Here is a 16,608-nt window from a genome sequence, read left to right on the forward strand (position 1 = left end):
GGTGGGTGGGCTCGTGAAGGACCTGCGGCGTCGAGCCGGATGCGAGTTCGAGGGTTGTGCTGCGAGTTCGACACCTGTGGGTACGAACTCATGACACAACCCTCGAACTCGCGTGGAGGGCGGTTCTGGTTCGGGCGGCTCAGCCGGCTCAGCCGACGGCGAGGGGCACTCGCGCCTCGCCGTAGGGGCTCGTGACGACCGCGACGACGGCGCCCGCCTCTCGCCCGGCGCGCACGACGGCCAGGGCCCGGCCCTGGAAGAGGCGGGTGCGGTCCCCGTCGTAGGGCCCTGCGGCCTGCACGTGCGGTCCCTCCTCGCCGAGGGGGCGGTCGGCGGGAGCCGGGTCGGCCGAGCCCAGGGCCGCCAGGGTGGCGACCGCGCCCGGCAGGACAGCGCCGTCGGCGCCCTCAAGCCGGACGCCCACCTCCTCCCCGGAGACCGAGGCGAGGGTCCCGGCGGCGTCGACGACCTCGATCTCGAGGTGGGCGAGGTCCTGACCGCCCGCCGCCAGCGCCTCGCGGTCGCTCGTCACGCGCAGGCGCAGCGGCCCGCTCGTGGACCTCAGGGTGGCCCGCCCGACCTCGCGGCCGCCGATCTTGTTGACGGCCGTGAGGTCGCCCTCGCCGTAGGGGACGGTGAAGGTGGCGACGCAGCCGTGCCTCACACCGGCCGCCTTCGTGCCCAGTGAGCGGCCGCCGACGAGGAGCTCGACCTCGGGCGCGTAGGAGTAGACCTCGACCCTCGCCCTCGTGCCCGGGGCGGCGTGCGGCCAGGACCAGGAGGGCACGGCGTCCGTGCCCCGCCACATCGCCTGGTGCGCCTTCTGCCCGGCGCGGTCGAGCGGGCGCACCGCGATCTCCGGGGTGCGCGAGCGGGTCCACACGGTGCGGGCCAGGGCCATGGAGCCGTCACCGTGCCCGGTGAGGTCGATGGCGCCGGCGCCGGAGCGGATGAAGGGGAAGGGCTTGTGGAAGCCGCCCGGGGCGTCGCCGTAGGTCCACAGGCCGATGCCGACCTCCCCCAGGTGGTCCCACCCGGTCCACATGAAGTCCCCGATGAGGTAGGGCAGCTCCTCGACCTGCTGCCAGTTGCTGACGATCTGGTACGGCATCGTCTCGGAGCCGACGATGAGACGGCCCGGGTGCAGGCTGCCGTCGCGGCGGTAGCGCGAGCCGGCGTAGTTGTAGCCGGCGACGTCGAGGTAGGAGAAGACACCGTCGCTGGCCCGGTCCGCCTTCGCCGAGCGCGCCGCCAGGCTCATGAGCGTGCCCATGCGCGAGGCCAGCAGGTTGAAGGCCGTGGAGTCCATCGGGTCCTTCCTGGGCTTCTCGTCGGCCTGGGCAGCGGCCTTCTGAGTCGACTCGGCCATGGCCTCACCGATGGTGTCCTTGCCGGAGGCGGAGGAGGCGTTGATCATGAGGTTGATGCCGGCCGTCAGGGGGCGCGAGGCGTCGAGGGCGCGCACGGCGGCGGCGACGCGCCGCCCCGCCTCGATGCCGGCGGCGGTGCCGGACTCGCCGACCTCGTTGCCGATGGAGTACAGGATGACGCTCGGGTGCAGGTAGTCCTTGCGGACCATAGCCTCGACGTCGGCGGTGAGGGTCTGCTCGAAGTGGGAGGCGTCGTCGCCGGGCGTCTTGTGCCGGAACCACATGTCCGTCAGCTCGTCCATGACGTAGAGGCCAACCTCGTCGCAGGCGTCGAGCAGGTCCCGGCTCATGGGGTTGTGGGCGCTGCGCACCGCGTTGAAGCCCTGCTCCTTGAGGATGCGGGCGCGGCGGTGCTCGGCGTCGCGGAAGGTGGCGGCGCCCAGGACCCCGGAGTCGTGGTGGACGCAGGCGCCCCGCAGCAGCGTCTCGACGCCGTTGACGAGCAGGCCCCGCGTCGCGTCCAGGGCGAGGGTGCGCAGCCCGGTGCGGGTGGTGAGCTCATCGAGGACGGTGGCCCCGGCGACGTCATCGACGTCATCGACGTCGTCGGCGCTGTCGGGGGCGCCGTCGAGCAGGGTGACGGTGAGCGCGTAGAGGTACGGGTCGGTGTCGCTCCAGGGGTGGGCCGCGGGGACGGTGAGGTCGAGCTCGACCACGCCCCCGGTGGTGGCGACGCGGGACTCGGCCACAGGACCGGCCTCGCCGGGCTCGCGCAGGGCGACGACGACGGTGACGAGCCGGCCCTGCGGGTTGTCGATCTCGACGCGGGCGGTGGTGCGCGCGGCACCGCCCCGGTCCTCACCGAGGTCGCGGGTGAGCAGCTGGGCGCCGCCGCGGGTCAGGCGCACGGGGCCGCTGCGGCGCAGGTGGACGTGGCGGTAGATGCCGGAGCCGGAGTACCAGCGCGAGGCCGGCTGGACGGTGTTGTCCACGCGCACCTCGATGAGGGCCTGGGCGCCCGGGGTGAGCGGGCCGAGGTCGACCTCGAACTCCGTGTACCCGCCGGCGCAGCCGCCCCGCTCGGTGCCGTCGACGTGGACGGTCGCGTTCTTGTAGACGCCCTCGAAGACGAGGGAGAGGCGGTCCTCGCCCAGGTCCTCGGGCACCGCCAGGCTCCTGCGGTAGCGGTAGAGGCCGCCGGGGAAGAAGGCGGAGTGCGAGCCGGTGGCGGCACCGGCGCTGCGGGGCTCGTGGATCATCGCGTCGTGCGGCAGGTCGACGTCGGTCCAGGGTGTCGGGGTGGCGGTGTCCTCGCGGCGGACCTGCCAGCCGGCGTCGAGGAGGGTGGTGCGTGAGGTCATGGCTGCGGCTCCAGGGTGACGGCGTTCTCGGCCGCGACGCGGCCGAGCCAGGCGAGGGAGGGCTTGGGGGTGCGGGTGAAGGTCTCACGGTCCACGGCGATGAGACCGAAGGTCGGCTCCCAGCGGCCCCACTCGTAGTTGTCGAGCAGCGACCAGTGGCAGTAGCCGCGCACGTCCGCGCCGTCGCGCACGGCCTCGATCATCCCCTTGAGGGCGCCGGTCGTGTACTCGATGCGGCGGGCGTCGTCGGCGGTGGAGATGCCGTTCTCGGTGACGAGCATCGGCTTGCCGTACCTCTCGTGGTAGCGGCGCAGGTTGAGGCCGAGGGCCTCGGGGTGCCAGGCCCAGCCGGACAGGGAGTTGTCCGGCGAGCCCGGGTGCGGGACAGGGCCGTGCTCATCCACCGGCTGGGAGGTGTAGGCCTGCACGCCGATGAAGTCGTCGTCGGCGCAGGCCTCGAGGTAGACGCCCTCCCACTGGTGGAAGACCCGCTCGAAGACCTCCTCGTTGCCCGGCGTGGGGGTGAAGGCCTGGGCGGCGATGGCCCAGCCGATGCGCGCCTGCGGCACCGTCTCGCGCAGGACGGCGGTGGCGGCCCTGTGCATGGCGATGATCGGGGCGGCCATCTCGAGCGGCGGGGCGGGCAGGGCGGCCATCCGCTCGGTGACGGCCAGCTGCTCGCCGTCGGACCCTGCCTCGCCGCCGGTCCCGGTGCGGGCGCCGAGGGCCCCGGCCATCTCGGCCAGCTCCTCCGGGGTCTTGCCCGCGGTCAGGCTCGCCAGGCCCATGAGGGCGAGGATGTTCGGCTCGTTGATGTCGACGATCCAGCGCACGTCCCCGAGGACCTGGGACACGTAGCGCACGTAGGCGGCGAAGAGCTCGGGCGCCTCGGGGCTCATGATGCCGCCCAGGGCCGCGAACCAGCGTGGCGAGGCGAAGTGGTGCAGGGTGACGACGGGCTCGAGGCCGTGCTCGTGGCAGGCGTCGATCATGTCCCGGTAGTGCAGGAGGGCGGCGCGGGAGAGCTCCCCGCGGACGGGCTCGATGCGCGACCACTCGATGCTGAAGCGGTAGGCCCTCAGACCCCCCTCGGCGGCCAGGCGGATGTCCTCACGGTAGCGGTGCCAGGAGTCGCAGGCGGAGCCGGAGCGCTCCTGGACATGGCCCCCGGTCACCTGCTCGGTGTCCCAGAAGTCGGCGTTCACGCTGTCCCCCTCGGTCTGGTAGCCGGAGGTGGAGGCTCCCCACAGGAAGTCGTCGCGCAGGATGGTCATGGTCGGTGTCCTCTCGTCGTTGAAAGCGTGTGGTGCGCGGGCGCCTCAGAGCGGCCAGGGGGTCAGTCCCTCGGCCCGCACGTCCCAGCCCTCGCCGAAGCCCGGGTGCTCCTCGGAGCCCTCCCAGCCGGCGGCCATGAGGGCGACGGCGGCCAGCAGGCCCCCGTTGCCGGGCAGGTACAGCGGGATGAAGGCCCCCATGGCGGGGTTGTGGCCGACGGCGTCGTAGCGGTTCTTCGCGCCCTCCTGCATGAGCAGGTCCACGGCCTCGGCGCGGCGGCCCAGACGGGTCGCCGTCATCGCCATCACCGGGTAGTCCCAGCCCCAGGTCGAGTCCCAGTCCCACACCTCGCGCACCCAGTCCAGGGTGGCGCCCATGGCGGCCGGGTCGATGAGCGGCGTCGGCGGCAGGAAGCCCAGGCCCTGCAGGAAGGAGGGGTGGTCGTCGGTGCGCACCGAGGGTGAGCCCGCCACCGCCGTGTAGCGGCCCTCGACCTGCTCGGGCACCGGCAGCGCCGCCTGCACCGCCTCCCACTCGGCCACGCGTCCCAGGCCCCGGCGCTCGCGGAAGCGCTGGGCCAGCTCGAGACCGAACCACCAGTAGGCGAGCTCGTAGGTGGGGTCGCGGGTGACGGCCGCGTCGTAGAACTCCTGCGCCGGCATGACCGGGGCGCCCAGGTGGGCGACGACGGAGCCCTGCGCAGTCCGCTCCATCTGGGGGAAGGAGGCCATGAGCTCCGCGGTCTCGTCGAGCAGGTCCCCGACGGTGGCGAGCAGCCGCTCGCGGCCGGCGGCGGCCTCGGCCTCGCCGCGGGTGCCGTAGGCGGCCCAGCACAGCTCGGCGAGGTAGAGCAGGTGGGGCTGCTGCCAGACGAGGAAGGGACCGATGCTGCCGGGCGCCTCGTGCCCGTCAGGGCCGACCTCCTTGGGCCAGCGGGCACCGCGGCAGCCCTGGGCGGCGGCGGTCGCCTGCGCGGACGGCAGGATGCTGCGGTACCAGCCGAAGGAGCGCTCGAGCACCTCGGGGCGGCCCCAGGCGGCGAACTGGGCGGCGTGCCACCAGTGCATCTCGAGGTGGAACTTGCCGCGCCACGTGTTGCTGATGAGGCCGGTCTCCTGCGGCGGCATGAGCCCGCCGCCGTTGGCGCGTAGCAGGTACTGGGACAGGACGAGGCGGCGCTCGAGCTCTGCGGCGCGCGGGTGCTGGCTGCCGGCGAGCTCGACGGCGGCGCCGGAGGCCCAGTAGCCCTCCCAGAAGGCGGCGGCGGAGGCGAGGACGGCGTCCACGCTGGTGAGGGCGCCCTCGGCGGGGGCCTCGTACCACTGGCTGCCGGGGCCCGCGACGGGGGCGAAGGCAGCGACAACCTCGAGAGTGTCGGTGCCGGCGGCGGGGGTGAGCAGGACGGTGCGCCCGCCGTCGTGGGAGGCGGTGGCGGCGCCCGTCCAGGTGAGGGTGATGGTGTAGGTGGTGGAGTCGAGGCGGCGGGTGACGACGGCGCTCCCGCCCTGGGCGTCGGAGGCCCGGACCTCGAGCTCGACCGTGCCCTCGACCTGCTCGCCCCAGCGGATCCCGGGGAACATCTCGGGGCTGGGGTCGGGGAGGGCGAGACGCAGGGCGGCGCGGCCCTGGGCGAGCAGCGTGGAGGTGACCCGGGTGGCGAGGACGGCGCCCTCACCGGCGACGGCAGTGGTGACCTCGACGCGCTCGCCGCCGCTGGTGAAGGTGGAGTCGAGGCGGCCTGCCCACAGGTCGAGGCGGGCGTCGACGTCGTCGACCTGCGGGGTGCCGGCCGTGGGGCCGTCGGGCAGGAGGAGGCCGAGGCGGCCCAGGTCCAGGCGGTGCGGGTTGGCGCCCAGCCACATGCCGGCGAGGTCGGCGGCCTCCGGCGCGGCCTGGCCGGTCATGACGGCCATCATCCGCTCCATCGACGGCGAGTCCGGGTAGAGGACCTCGCCGCGGGCGGTGGCGTAGGGGTGCATCGTGTCGGCGAGGGTGAAGCCCTCGGGGTTGGGCTGCTCGTGCCAGCCCCAGGTGGACTGGGTGCCGGTGTCGACGACGCGCGTGGCCATGGCCGAGCGCATGTCGAGACCCGAGGGGTCGTGGGTGGCGAGGGTCTGCAGACCGGTGACGTCGGCGGAGAAGGCGAAGTCGCCGTTTCCGAGGGTGAGGACGAGCTCGGGGGAGTCGGCGTCCAGGCGCACCGCGTGGCGCGAGACGAGGGCGCGGCGGTCGATGCTGTGGCCGGCCGGGTGGCCGGTGCTCGGGGTGCTCATCGTTGAGCCTCTCTGCTGCGTGCTGACGGGGGTGCGCCTCAGGCGCTCAGGGCCTGCAGGGCGTCGGTGACGGCCTGGCGGGCGAGGATGAGGTCGCGGCCGGTGACGTCCGCGAAGGCGAGGAGGATCTCCTCCTCAAGGTCGAAGTCCCCACTGACGACCCACTGCTGCTGCAAGCCGTCCCAGGAGGCGAGGAAGCGGCGCGCCATGGAGGAGGCGTCGCGGTCGGTGCGGGCCAGGCCGGCCTTCTGGAAGGCGCGGATGAGTGCGCCGATGCCGTCGATGGCCTCGGCGTAGTGGGTGGTGAAGTGCTCGTGGGCGGCGCTGCCCTCGACCTGGGCCTGGCCGGCGAGGTAGGAGTACAGGCGCAGGCGGGCGTCGTCGGAGGCGGTGGCGGCGATGAGGCGACGGATGGTCTCCTCGGACTCCTCCAGGCTCGGCTCCCGGTCGGCGGTGACGCCGTGGTCCCGGCGGAAGGCCTCGAGGTTGCCCCCGCCCTGGATGACGTTGTCGAAGTGGTCGAGGGCGGCTGTGAGCAGGTGGTCGCGGGTGGGGAAGTGGTAGAGCATCGTGCGCTCGGCCATGCCCGCGCGTGCGGCGACGGCGGCGGTGGTGAGCCCCTCGTGGCCGACCTCCTGGACGACCTCGTAGGCGGCCCGGGCGATGGCGGCTCGCTTGGCGGTGGTCTTCGCGTAGGGACCGCGGGTGTGGCCCGGCCCGGTGGACGAGGTGTGTGCTGCGGTGCTCACGAGACCTTCCTTGGTGGTGACCATCACTCAAAAACTGATGATAGACGCCAGTTTGAATCGACACATTGACAATGTCAACCCCTTGACCTCGGACGAACTTGGTAGTTCACTTCAGTTTCGCCATCCCCTTCCCTTCGTCAACGACGACCGAAGCACTGAGGAGCCCCGGACACATGGACTCACCCGCCCTCTCCCCCGCACCCACCCGCGCCCGGAAGAAGGCGCTCACGCGCTCCGACCCCGACTACGTCAGCTTCGGCACCAAGATGGCGTGGTCCGCCCGCGCCCTGTCCATGGCCGCCAACGTCATGGTCCTGGGCTACTTCAGCCTCTACGTGACGGACACCCTGGGCCTGAGCCCCGCCCTCCTGGGCACGCTCCTGCTCGCCTCCAAGGTTGTCGACGGCTTCACCGACCTCATCGCCGGCTGGCTCATCGACCGCACCCGCACCCGCTTCGGACGCGCCCGCCCCTACGAGCTCGCCATGCTCGGGATGTGGGTGAGCATCTGGGCGCTCTTCTCCATCCCCGCCGGCGCCTCCACCGGCCTCAAGGCCGCCCTCGTCCTCCTCCTCTACACCATGGTCAACTCCGTGTTCGCCACCCTGGCGAACACCAACCAGACGCTCTACACCGCCCTGGCCTTCCCCAGCCGCGTCGCCATCGGCAAGGTGAGCGCCTTCGCGGGCCTCGTCATCTCCCTGGGCGCCATCATCATCTCGGTCATCATCCCGGTGGGACTCGAGTGGGCCGGCAAGGACCCCGGCCGCTGGTCCACCTTCATCCTCTTCCTCGCCGTGCCCATGGCCGTCCTCGGCATGATGCGCTTCCTCTTCGTCAAGGAGGTCAACACCACCCCCGACGACGAGGCCGAGAAGGTCACCTTCCCCGAGATCTTCGCGACCCTGAGGGACAACCCCTGGATCTGGGTCATCTTCGTCATCACGATCCTGCAGAACCTGCTCCTCAACGTCGGCGCCGGCGCCTACTACTTCCGCTACATCGTCGGCAACCTCGGCCTGCAGTCCCTCACCGCCGTCGTCGGCCTCGTCGCCGTCCCCGCCGTCCTGCTCATCCCGCCGCTCATGAAGCGGTTCAAGCTCACCACCATCATGGTCGCCGGCCAGCTCCTCTGCGCCGCGGCCAGCATGATCTTCTACGTCGCCGGGGCCAACATCCCCCTGCTCGTCCTCGGCAGCCTCGTCAACGCCGTCGGCGTCCTGCCGCTGTCCTACATGATCGGCATCCTCATCATCGACTGCGCCACCTACAACGAGTGGAAGGGCCACCGCCGCCTCGAGTCGATCATGGGCGCCGTCCAGTCCGCCGCTGCCAAGATCGGCCAGGGCGTGGGCCTCGCGGCCGCCGGGGCCTTCCTCGCCGCCTTCGCCTACGACGGCACCCTCGACGCGCAGCCCGACACCGCGGTCTTCGCCATCCGTGGCCTGTTCACCTGGGTCCCCGCCATCATCGCCCTGCTCATGGCGCTCGGCCTGCACCTCTACAAGCTCGAGGACCACCTGCCGCAGATCAACGAGGAGCTGGCCGCCCGGCGCGCTGCCGCCGAGACCGCCGGCGCCGCCGACCCGGCCTGACCGGGCCCTCCCCTCTCCCGCCCCTTCGCACGACAGGAGCCACCATGACCACCCAGCGCACCTACCCCTACCAGGACCCGAGCCTCAGCGTCACCGAGCGTGTCGAGGACCTGCTCTCCCGCCTGTCCACCGCCGAGAAGATCGGCCAGCTGCGCCAGTACTTCTACGTCGCCCCCCACATGGACGACATCCCCGAGGAGCACATCGCCCATCTCCCGGCCGAGCACCAGGAGTACGCCCGCCAGCCCGGGCGCATCCGCGAGGCCATCGACCGCGGCGAGGTCGGCTCCCTCCTCTTCGTCACCGACCCCGAGTTCATCCGCGGCCTGCAGGAGCGCGCCGTCGCTGGCTCGCGCTGGGGCATCCCGCTCCTCTTCGGCTACGACGTCATCCACGGCCTGCGCACCATCTTCCCCGTGCCCGTCGCCACCGCCGCCTCCTGGGACCCGCAGGTCGCCGAGGAGGGCCAGCGCGTCGCCGCCACGGAGGCCTCGGCGGTCGGCATCCGCTGGACCTTCGCCCCCATGGTCGACATCGCCCGCGACCCGCGCTGGGGCCGCATCATCGAGGGCGCCGGCGAGGACGCCTGCCTGGGCGGCGCCATGGCCGCCGCCCAGGTGCGCGGCTTCCAGGCCGGGGCCCGCACCGGCGAGGCCTTCCCCGCCGACGCCCTGCTCGCCGGCCCCAAGCACTTCGCCGGCTACGGCGCCGCCGAGGGCGGACGCGACTACGAGGACGTCGACCTGTCCGACGACCTCCTCCACAACGTCTACTACCCGCCCTTCACCGCCGCCATCGAGGCCGGAGCCGGCAACGTCATGGCCGCCTACATGGACCTCAACGGCGTGCCCGCCGCCGCCAACCGCCACCTGCTCACCGGCATCCTGCGCGACGAGCTCGGCTTCGAGGGCTTCGTCGTCTCCGACGCCAACGGCGTCAACAACCTCGTAACCCAGCACCTCGTCGCCGACGACGAGCACGCCGGCGCCCGGGCGCTGGCTGCCGGGCTCGACATGGAGATGGCCAACGGCCCCGCCGCCTACGAGCACCTGGCCGCCGCCCTCGAGGCCGGCCTCGTGGACGAGGCGGCCCTGGACACCGCCGTGCGCCGCGTCCTGGCCGCCAAGGTCTCCCTCGGTCTCTTCGAGAACCCCTACGCCGACGTCCCCCGCGCCGCCGAGGTCCTCGCCGAGCCCTCCCACCGCGAGGCCGCCCGCCGCGCCGCCGAGAAGAGCCTCGTCCTGCTCGAGAACGACGGCACCCTGCCGCTGGCCGCGAGTGGGGCGAGGGCCGTGCGCCGCGTCGCCGTGCTCGGCGACCTCGCCGCCTCCCAGCGCGACGTGCTCGGCCCCTGGGTCTTCGCCGAGGACGTCGCCGAGTCCGTCAGCCTCCTGGAGGGCCTGAGGGCCCGCGCCGAGCAGGCCGGCGTCACCCTCGAGCACGCCCGCGCCCTGGCCACCGCCGAGCGCGTCCAGCCCTCGATGTTCGACCGGATGGACGAGGGACTGCTGCCCACCACCCCCGAGGGCTTCGACGCCGACGCCGAGCTCGACCGCGCCATCGGGCTGGCCGCCACCAGCGACGTCGCCCTCGTCGTCGTCGGCCAGAACCAGAACCAGATCGGGGAGAAGTCCTCCGCCTCCACCCTCGACCTGCCCGGGCGCCAGGCCGAGCTGCTCCGGCGCACCATCGCCACGGGCACGCCGACCGTCGTCCTCGTCATGAGCGGCCGACCGCTCGACCTGCGTCCCGCCGACGGCGCCGCCGCCGTCCTGCAGGTGTGGTACCCGGGCACCCGGGGCGGTGAGGCCGTCGCCGCCGCCGTCTTCGGCGACGTCAGCCCGGCCGGCCGACTGCCCTTCACCTGGCCGCAGCACGTGGGGCAGGTTCCCGTCCACTACGCCCACCGCACCACCTTCGACCCGCAGGGGGCGACCACCCGTTACTGGAACGAGGCCTCCCACGCCCCGCGCTACGTCTTCGGCCACGGCCTGAGCTACGCCGCCTTCGACTACTCGCCCGTCCAGGTGCCGCAGCGGCTGGCCGTGGGGGAGACCGGGACGGTCGCCGTCGAGGTCACCAACACCTCCGCCGTCGACGCCGACGAGGTGGTCCAGCTCTACACCCACCAGCGCTACGGCGAGACCACCCGCCCCGTGCGCGAGCTCAAGGGCTTCGCGCGCGTGCACGTGCCCGCCGGGCGGACGGTGACGGTTGAGCTGCCGCTGGGGCCCGAGCAGCTGCGCTACTGGTCCTCGGTCAGCCGCACCTGGGTGCAGGAGCCCACCGTCGTGGACATCGCCGTCGGCGGCTCCTCCGCAGCACCCTTCACCGCCCAGGTGGAGGTCACGCCATGACGGGCACCCTCCTTCAGGCCCCGGTCCTGGCCGACCTCGACGACGCGGCCTGGCTCGCCACCCCCGCCGAGGTCCCGCCTGCCGGCCGGCGCCCCGCCTACGAGCTGCGCACGCACGTGAGCCTCACGGCGGCAGAGGCCGCCGCCCCCGCGCGCCTGACCGCCACCGCCCACGGCATCTACGAGGCCTGGATCAACGGCGAGCGCGTGGGCGACTGCGAGCTCACCCCGGGCGCCACCACCTACCGCGCGACCCTCCAGGTCCAGTCCTACGACGTCACCGGCATGCTGCGCGAGGGCGACAACGAGCTGCGCCTGACCGTCTCCGACGGATGGTTCCGCGGACGCTGCGGCGCCACCCGCGTCCCCGACGCCTACGGCGAGCGCACCGGTGCCCTCGCGGCCCTCGTCATCGGGGCCGGAACCGAGGCCGCCCGCACGCTCACCACGGGGCAGGGGTGGGAGGTCGCCGTCGGCGCCATCACCGCCGCCGACCTCATGGACGGCCAGACCACCGACCTCACCCGCCTCGGCCACGAGCAGTGGGCTCCCGCCGAGCTCTCCGACGAGCCGCTCACCCGCGACCGCAGCCGGCTCGCCGCCTCACCCTCCCCGGCCGTGCGCCGCGGCCTTGAGGTCCCCGCCGTCAGCGTCACCCGACTCGCCTCCGGCCGGCAGGTCGTCGACTTCGGACGGATGCTGTCGGGATGGGTGCGCGTCGCCGAGCTCGGTCCCGCCGGCACGCGCCTGATCCTCACCCACTTCGAGGTCACCGGGCCCGACGGCGACCTCACCACCCGCCACATCCAGCACGCCGTGCCCTGGCTGCCCGAGCCCTACCCCCTCGGCCAGGTGAACACGATCATCTCCCGCGGCGTCGCCGGGGACGTGGTGGAGCCCCACCACACGACCCACGGCTTCCGTTACGTCGCCGTCGACGGCGCCGACTGGGACCTCGACCCCACCGCCCTCACCGCCGTCGAGGTGCGCAGCGACCTGACCCCCACCGGGGACTTCTCCTGCTCCCACGAGGACCTCAACCGCCTGCACGCCAACACCGTGCGCGCCTGGCACTCCAACTCCTGCGAGCTGCCCACCGACTGCCCGCAGCGCGAGCGCTGGGGCTACACCGGCGACTACCAGATCTTCGCCCGCACCGCCGCCCACCTCGACGACGTGCGCGGCTTCACCCGCAAGTGGCTGCGCTCCCTGGCCGACGAGCAGTACGAGGACGGCACGATCACCAACGTCGCCCCCAGCTACGGGGTGGACGACGGGCCCATGCCGGACCTGTCCGGCTCCGCCGGCTGGGGCGACGCCGCCACCATCGTCCCCTGGGAGATGTGGCGCGCCTACGGCGAGGCCGACGCCCTGGCCGAGGCCTACCCGATGATGGTGCGCTGGGTCGAGCACATCGAGGCCGCCGCCGCCGGCGCCCGCTACCCGGCCCGCGCCGAGGCCCACCCCGAGCCCCGCGCGCACGACCGCTACCTGTGGGACACCGGCTTCCACTGGGGCGAGTGGACCGAGCCCGACGTCGAGTGGGACCCGCGCGGCGACTTCGGCATCGTCGCCACCGCGTACCTGGCCCGCTCGGCACGCATCGTCGCCGAGGCCGCCGTCGTCCTCGGCCGCGAGGACGACGCCGCCCGCTTCGGCGCGCTCGCGGACAGGGCCGCCGAGGCCTGGCGCACCGAGTTCATCGAGGATATTGCTGAGGAGCCCACCGCTGAGGGGGACGCCGCCCCCCGGCTCCGGCTCACCGTGCCGACCCAGGCGAGCTACGTGCGCGCACTCGCCTTCGACCTGGTGCTGCCGAGCCAGCGCCCGGCCGCTGCCGCCGAGCTCGCCCGGCTGCTGCGCGCCAACGGCAACCGGCTGTCCACGGGCTTCCTGTCCACCGGCATGCTCCTGCCGGTGCTGGTCGAGGCCGGTTACACGGACCTCGCCTACGAGGTTCTCCTCCAGCGCGAGGAGCCCGGCTGGATGGTCATGCTCGACCGCGGCGCCACCGCCATCTGGGAGGACTGGAACGGCCTGAGCGCCGACGGCGTGCCCACCGGCTCGCAGAACCACTACTCCAAGGGCGCCGTCGTCGCCTTCCTCCACGAGTACACGGCCGGCATCCGTCCGGCCGAGCCCGGCTACGCCGCCGTCGAGATCGCCCCGGTGCCCGGCGGCGGGCTCACGAGCGCCCGCGCGAGCCTGGACACGGCCCGCGGGACGGTCTCCTCCTCCTGGGTCATCGAGGACGGCGCCTTCCGGCTCACGGTGCGCACGCCGCCGGGGACACCGACGACGGTGCGCCTGCCGGACGGGAGTGCCACCACGACCGGGGGCGGCGAGCACACCCTCACCTGCGCCTGGCCCGCCTGAGCGGTGTCTGGTCCTCCCACTTAGGAGGGCCAGACACGTCTCAGAGCACCGAGGGGTGAGCCTCGAGGTCGACGAGCGGCAGCAGCAGGGTGCTGGGGTGCTCGGCGTCGTGCAGGACGCGCATCTCGACGCCCCGGCCGCCGTCGGGGTCGCAGACGGCGTAGCGCGGCCAGGAGGAGACCGCCAGGTTGAGGCGCAGGCGGTGGCCCGCGCTCACGTGCAAGCCCGTGGCCCACATGTCGACCTCGACCGGCTCGCCGGGGGTGAGCGGGTCGCGGCGGTCGAGGCCGTGGCGGCCCGACAGCCGCAGCACGCCGTCGGTCAGCAGGGTGCTCGTGCCGTCCTCCATGACCTCGGTGAGGCTCGCGTGCAGGTGCGCGTCGGTGGCCCGCGCCGCCACCCAGGCGCGCAGGCGCACCGGGCCGAGGATCGTCACCGGCTCGGTGAGCACCGGGCTCGTGAAGGACACGACCTCCTCGCGGGCCTCGACGGCGCGCTGGTCGTGCGGGCCGGCGGCCTCGGGCGGGCCCATGAGCACCTGCCCGCCGTCCGTGGGCACCGGGTCCCGGGGGTCGTGGACCCAGGCCGTGGACCCGGCGCCCACGGCCTCGTCCCCCAGCGCGGCCCTCCAGACGTCGAGCGTGAGGGTGGCGAGGCCCGCGTCGCGGGTCGAGCCGTGGGGGAAGGAGCGGCTCGCTGTGCGCCAGCTCGGGGTGCTCGGCGTGGAAGCGGTCGATGAGCCCCGGTGCCAGACCCGCCTCAGTGAGCAGGTCGCGGGCGCTGCGCCCACCGATCTCGTCGGCCAGGAGGGTGCCGAGCCCCGTCATCTCGTGACGCACCCCGCCGGCCAGCAGGGGCAGGTCCGCGCCGTGCCCGCGGCGCACGGCCTCGAAGGTCGGCGCGGTGATGACCTCGCCGTCCACCACCGGCACGAAGGTCCGCGACATCGTCTCGGGCGGGCGGGTGAAGCGGGACAGGTCGAGCGAGATGTCGAAGAGCGGGAGCTCGCGGCCGAGGGCCGCCGCGGTGTCGAGCACCTGCTCCTCGGTGAGCGAGCGCCAGCCCGCCAGCGTCGGGGCGATGCCGGCGATCTCGGCGCCGCGCTCGGCGATGGCGCGGGCGTCGGCGACCGTGGCCGCCGTCGTCCCGCCCGACTCGCAGATGAGGCCGTGGACGAGCCCCGCCGCCCGTGGGCACGCCAGGAGCGCCATGACCGAGGCTCCGCCGGCGCTCTGGCCCGTCACCGTCACCCGGCCCGGGTCCCCACCGAAGGCGGCGATGTTGTCGCGCACCCACTCCAGGGCCGTCACCTGGTCGAGGGTGCCGCGGTTGAAGGGTGCGCCGTCGTAGTAGGGGCTGTTCTGGCTGCCGGCGCAGAAACCGCCTCCGTGGACCCACACGAGCACCGGCAGGGGCGCCTGCGGCCCCTCGGGGGTGCCCGGGTCCCCGGGCGCGGGGGTGAAGACGTTGAGGTTGAGGACCCCCTGACCGGGCACGCTCGGCTCGGGGACCGCCGTCGTCTCACCGAAGGGGCGCCGCTGCGGGGTGGGGCCGGGGACGACGGCGTCGCGCACCCCCTCCCACGCGGCCCGGCGCACGGGGGCGAGCAGACGCAGGTCCCCGACCGGGTCCTCGGCGTAGGGGATGCCGTAGAAGGCGGCCGAGCGGGGGTGGGCCCCCGCCCTGCCGGCGGCGGAGGGGACCTCGCGCCAGAGGCCGCGCACGGCCCCGGCCGGGGCGGCGACGACGGGCCCCTCCTCGCCGGTGGGGACGGCGACGGGGGTGGAGGCGACGTGCTGCGGGGTGCTCACTTGACCTTCTTCACCGGGACGATGGCCAGGGCCGCGACGACCATGCAGATGAAGGCGGCGATGTAGATGGCGCGGTAGCCGGCGGGGCCGACGATCTGGGCGACGATGACGCCGGCGAGCACCGGGGCGAGGGTCTGGCCGATGTTGGTGGCGACGTTGGCGACGCCGAGGTCGCGCCCGGCGGCCTCCTTGTCCGGCAGGACGTCGATGAACAGGGCCTGGTCCACCGTCATGAAGGCGCCGAGGGCGAAGCCGTTGAGGGTGGTCTGGATGAACAGCGAGGGCAGCGTGGGCCAGAGGATCGGCAGCATGAGGAGGGCCATCGTGGCGACGGTGGAGCCGATGACGAAGACCTTGCGCCTGCCGATGCGGTCGGACAGCTTGCCCGAGACGATCATCGAGATGAGCATGCCGGGCAGGGAGCACATGCTCAGCAGCGTGGCGTAGGTGTTGGCCTCGGCCTGCGTGAGCGCGGGCTGGACGTAGGACTGCAGGACGAAGAGGGAGAAGGTGGTGGTCAGCGTGGCGCCGAGCATGGAGACGAAGCGGGCCAGCCACACCCAGCGGTAGTCGGCGTCGCGCAGCGCGATGGTGAAGCCGAGGGCGAAGTCCTTCCAGCTGAAGGGGGGCAGATGCAGGTCGAGGGAGGAGCGGTCCTTGGCCATGAGGACGAAGAGCGCGGCGCCGAAGGCCGTGAGGACGACGAAGATGTAGTAGGCGTTGAGGCCCAGCGCGTTGAAGGCGTTGCCGGCGATGATCGAGCCGAGCATGGCGCCGCCCATCGTGCCCATGCCGGAGATGGCGGAGACGGTGGCGAGCTTGTCCTCCTTGATGCGGTCCGCGACGGTGGTGGTCAGCGGGGCCTGCATGAAGTTGAGCAGGACCTGGGCGATGACCCAGGTGACGGCGATCATGCCGACCGTCGTCGAGAAGCGCATCGCGATCATCATGAGGGCTCCGGCGAAGCCGCCGAAGGCGATCCAGAAGGAGCGCCGGCCCCAGCGCGAGCGCCAGCGGTCGGAGATGACGCCGACGATGGGCTGGGCGAACATCGTGAAGAAGGTGCCGATGGAGGCGACGAAGGACATCGAGGCCGCGCGGGCCGCGTTGTACTGGTTGTAGACCTCGGTGAGCTCGGCGGCGTCGGCGCCCGCGTAGGTGCCGCCGGACAGTTGTTGGAGCACGTCGGCCGTGACCTGCGGGTAGGCGGCGAAGAAGTGCTGGAGCTCGATGGTCTGGATCTGGTTCGGCAGGAGGATCGAGGGCAGCGCCGAGTAGTTCATGAAGAGGAAGGCGCCGGCGATGATGCAGGCGACAAGGTACTGGCGGTAGGGGCGGCCGCCGAGGTACTTCATCGAGGTGCCGGGGCGTGAGGGCTCCTCGATGTTCGGGTCGCCGCCGGTGATGGGCGTGGCGGGTGCTGACATGCTGAACTCATTTGT

Annotated in this window: 9 protein-coding genes and 1 pseudogene; 3 read left to right on the plus strand and 7 right to left on the minus strand. The window is 73.1% G+C overall.

The features are described from left to right. Positions 1 to 148: 148 nt before the first annotated feature. Genes H6X67_RS04510 through H6X67_RS04525 form a run of 4 tightly spaced genes read right to left on the minus strand, consistent with a single transcriptional unit; the run spans position 149 to position 7,028 of the window. Complete coding sequence (locus H6X67_RS04510) at positions 149 to 2,731, minus strand: glycoside hydrolase family 2 TIM barrel-domain containing protein (protein ID WP_249367787.1); 2,583 nt, start codon at positions 2,729 to 2,731, stop codon at positions 149 to 151. Continuing rightward, the gene (locus H6X67_RS04515; RefSeq protein WP_249367786.1) at positions 2,728 to 4,005 is read right to left on the minus strand and encodes a glycoside hydrolase family 1 protein; all 1,278 of its coding nucleotides are present in this window, start codon (positions 4,003 to 4,005) and stop codon (positions 2,728 to 2,730) included. The genes H6X67_RS04510 and H6X67_RS04515 overlap by 4 nt, the downstream gene beginning before the upstream one ends. A gap of 45 nt (positions 4,006 to 4,050) precedes the next feature. Next, positions 4,051 to 6,279 (minus strand): hypothetical protein, encoded by a 2,229-nt coding sequence (locus H6X67_RS04520; RefSeq protein WP_249367785.1) that lies wholly within the window; start codon positions 6,277 to 6,279, stop codon positions 4,051 to 4,053. Positions 6,280 to 6,317: 38 nt separating this feature from the next. Further along, the gene (locus tag H6X67_RS04525; protein ID WP_249367784.1) at positions 6,318 to 7,028 is read right to left on the minus strand and encodes a TetR family transcriptional regulator; all 711 of its coding nucleotides are present in this window, start codon (positions 7,026 to 7,028) and stop codon (positions 6,318 to 6,320) included. Positions 7,029 to 7,201: 173 nt separating this feature from the next. On the opposite strand from H6X67_RS04525, the gene H6X67_RS04530 reads away from it, so the two are divergent. From H6X67_RS04530 to H6X67_RS04540, 3 genes are read left to right on the plus strand one after another with little or no spacing between them, the layout of a single operon-like run. After that, positions 7,202 to 8,623, plus strand: coding sequence for an MFS transporter (locus tag H6X67_RS04530; RefSeq protein WP_249367783.1), 1,422 nt, complete (start codon positions 7,202 to 7,204; stop codon positions 8,621 to 8,623). Positions 8,624 to 8,667: 44 nt separating this feature from the next. Then, entirely contained in the window at positions 8,668 to 10,980 is a 2,313-nt protein-coding gene (locus H6X67_RS04535; protein WP_249367782.1) for a glycoside hydrolase family 3 N-terminal domain-containing protein, read from the plus strand. After that, on the plus strand, positions 10,977 to 13,355 hold the full coding sequence (locus H6X67_RS04540) for a family 78 glycoside hydrolase catalytic domain (RefSeq protein ID WP_249367781.1): 2,379 nt from the start codon (positions 10,977 to 10,979) through the stop codon (positions 13,353 to 13,355). Before H6X67_RS04535 ends, H6X67_RS04540 begins: the two co-directional genes overlap by 4 nt. A 40-nt stretch (positions 13,356 to 13,395) precedes the next feature. Here H6X67_RS04540 and H6X67_RS04545 read toward each other — a convergent pair whose 3' ends face one another. The 3 genes and pseudogenes from H6X67_RS04545 to H6X67_RS04555 form a co-directional block, all read right to left on the minus strand. Continuing rightward, positions 13,396 to 14,145, minus strand: coding sequence for a CocE/NonD family hydrolase (locus tag H6X67_RS04545; RefSeq protein WP_249367780.1), 750 nt, complete (start codon positions 14,143 to 14,145; stop codon positions 13,396 to 13,398). Between the two features lie 64 nt (positions 14,146 to 14,209). Further along, positions 14,210 to 15,166 (minus strand): annotated as a pseudogene (locus tag H6X67_RS12050) (carboxylesterase family protein); the annotation flags it as partial. After that, on the minus strand, positions 15,163 to 16,593 hold the full coding sequence (locus tag H6X67_RS04555; protein ID WP_249369202.1) for an MFS transporter: 1,431 nt from the start codon (positions 16,591 to 16,593) through the stop codon (positions 15,163 to 15,165). The pseudogene H6X67_RS12050 and the gene H6X67_RS04555, both read right to left, overlap by 4 nt. Positions 16,594 to 16,608 lie beyond the last annotated feature (15 nt).

This window comes from Actinomyces sp. AC-20-1, from assembly GCF_023369555.1.
Lineage (GTDB): Bacteria > Actinomycetota > Actinomycetes > Actinomycetales > Actinomycetaceae > Actinomyces.

Bases quoted from the DNA above. Each gene is read 5' to 3' on its own strand.
- H6X67_RS04510 (WP_249367787.1), bottom strand. From the start codon at position 2,731: ATGACCTCACGCACCACCCTCCTCGACGCCGGCTGGCAGGTCCGCCGC.
- H6X67_RS04515 (WP_249367786.1), bottom strand. From the start codon at position 4,005: ATGACCATCCTGCGCGACGACTTCCTGTGGGGAGCCTCCACCTCCGGC.
- H6X67_RS04520 (WP_249367785.1), bottom strand. From the start codon at position 6,279: ATGAGCACCCCGAGCACCGGCCACCCGGCCGGCCACAGCATCGACCGC.
- H6X67_RS04530 (WP_249367783.1), top strand. From the start codon at position 7,202: ATGGACTCACCCGCCCTCTCCCCCGCACCCACCCGCGCCCGGAAGAAG.
- H6X67_RS04535 (WP_249367782.1), top strand. From the start codon at position 8,668: ATGACCACCCAGCGCACCTACCCCTACCAGGACCCGAGCCTCAGCGTC.
- H6X67_RS04540 (WP_249367781.1), top strand. From the start codon at position 10,977: ATGACGGGCACCCTCCTTCAGGCCCCGGTCCTGGCCGACCTCGACGAC.
- H6X67_RS04555 (WP_249369202.1), bottom strand. From the start codon at position 16,593: ATGTCAGCACCCGCCACGCCCATCACCGGCGGCGACCCGAACATCGAG.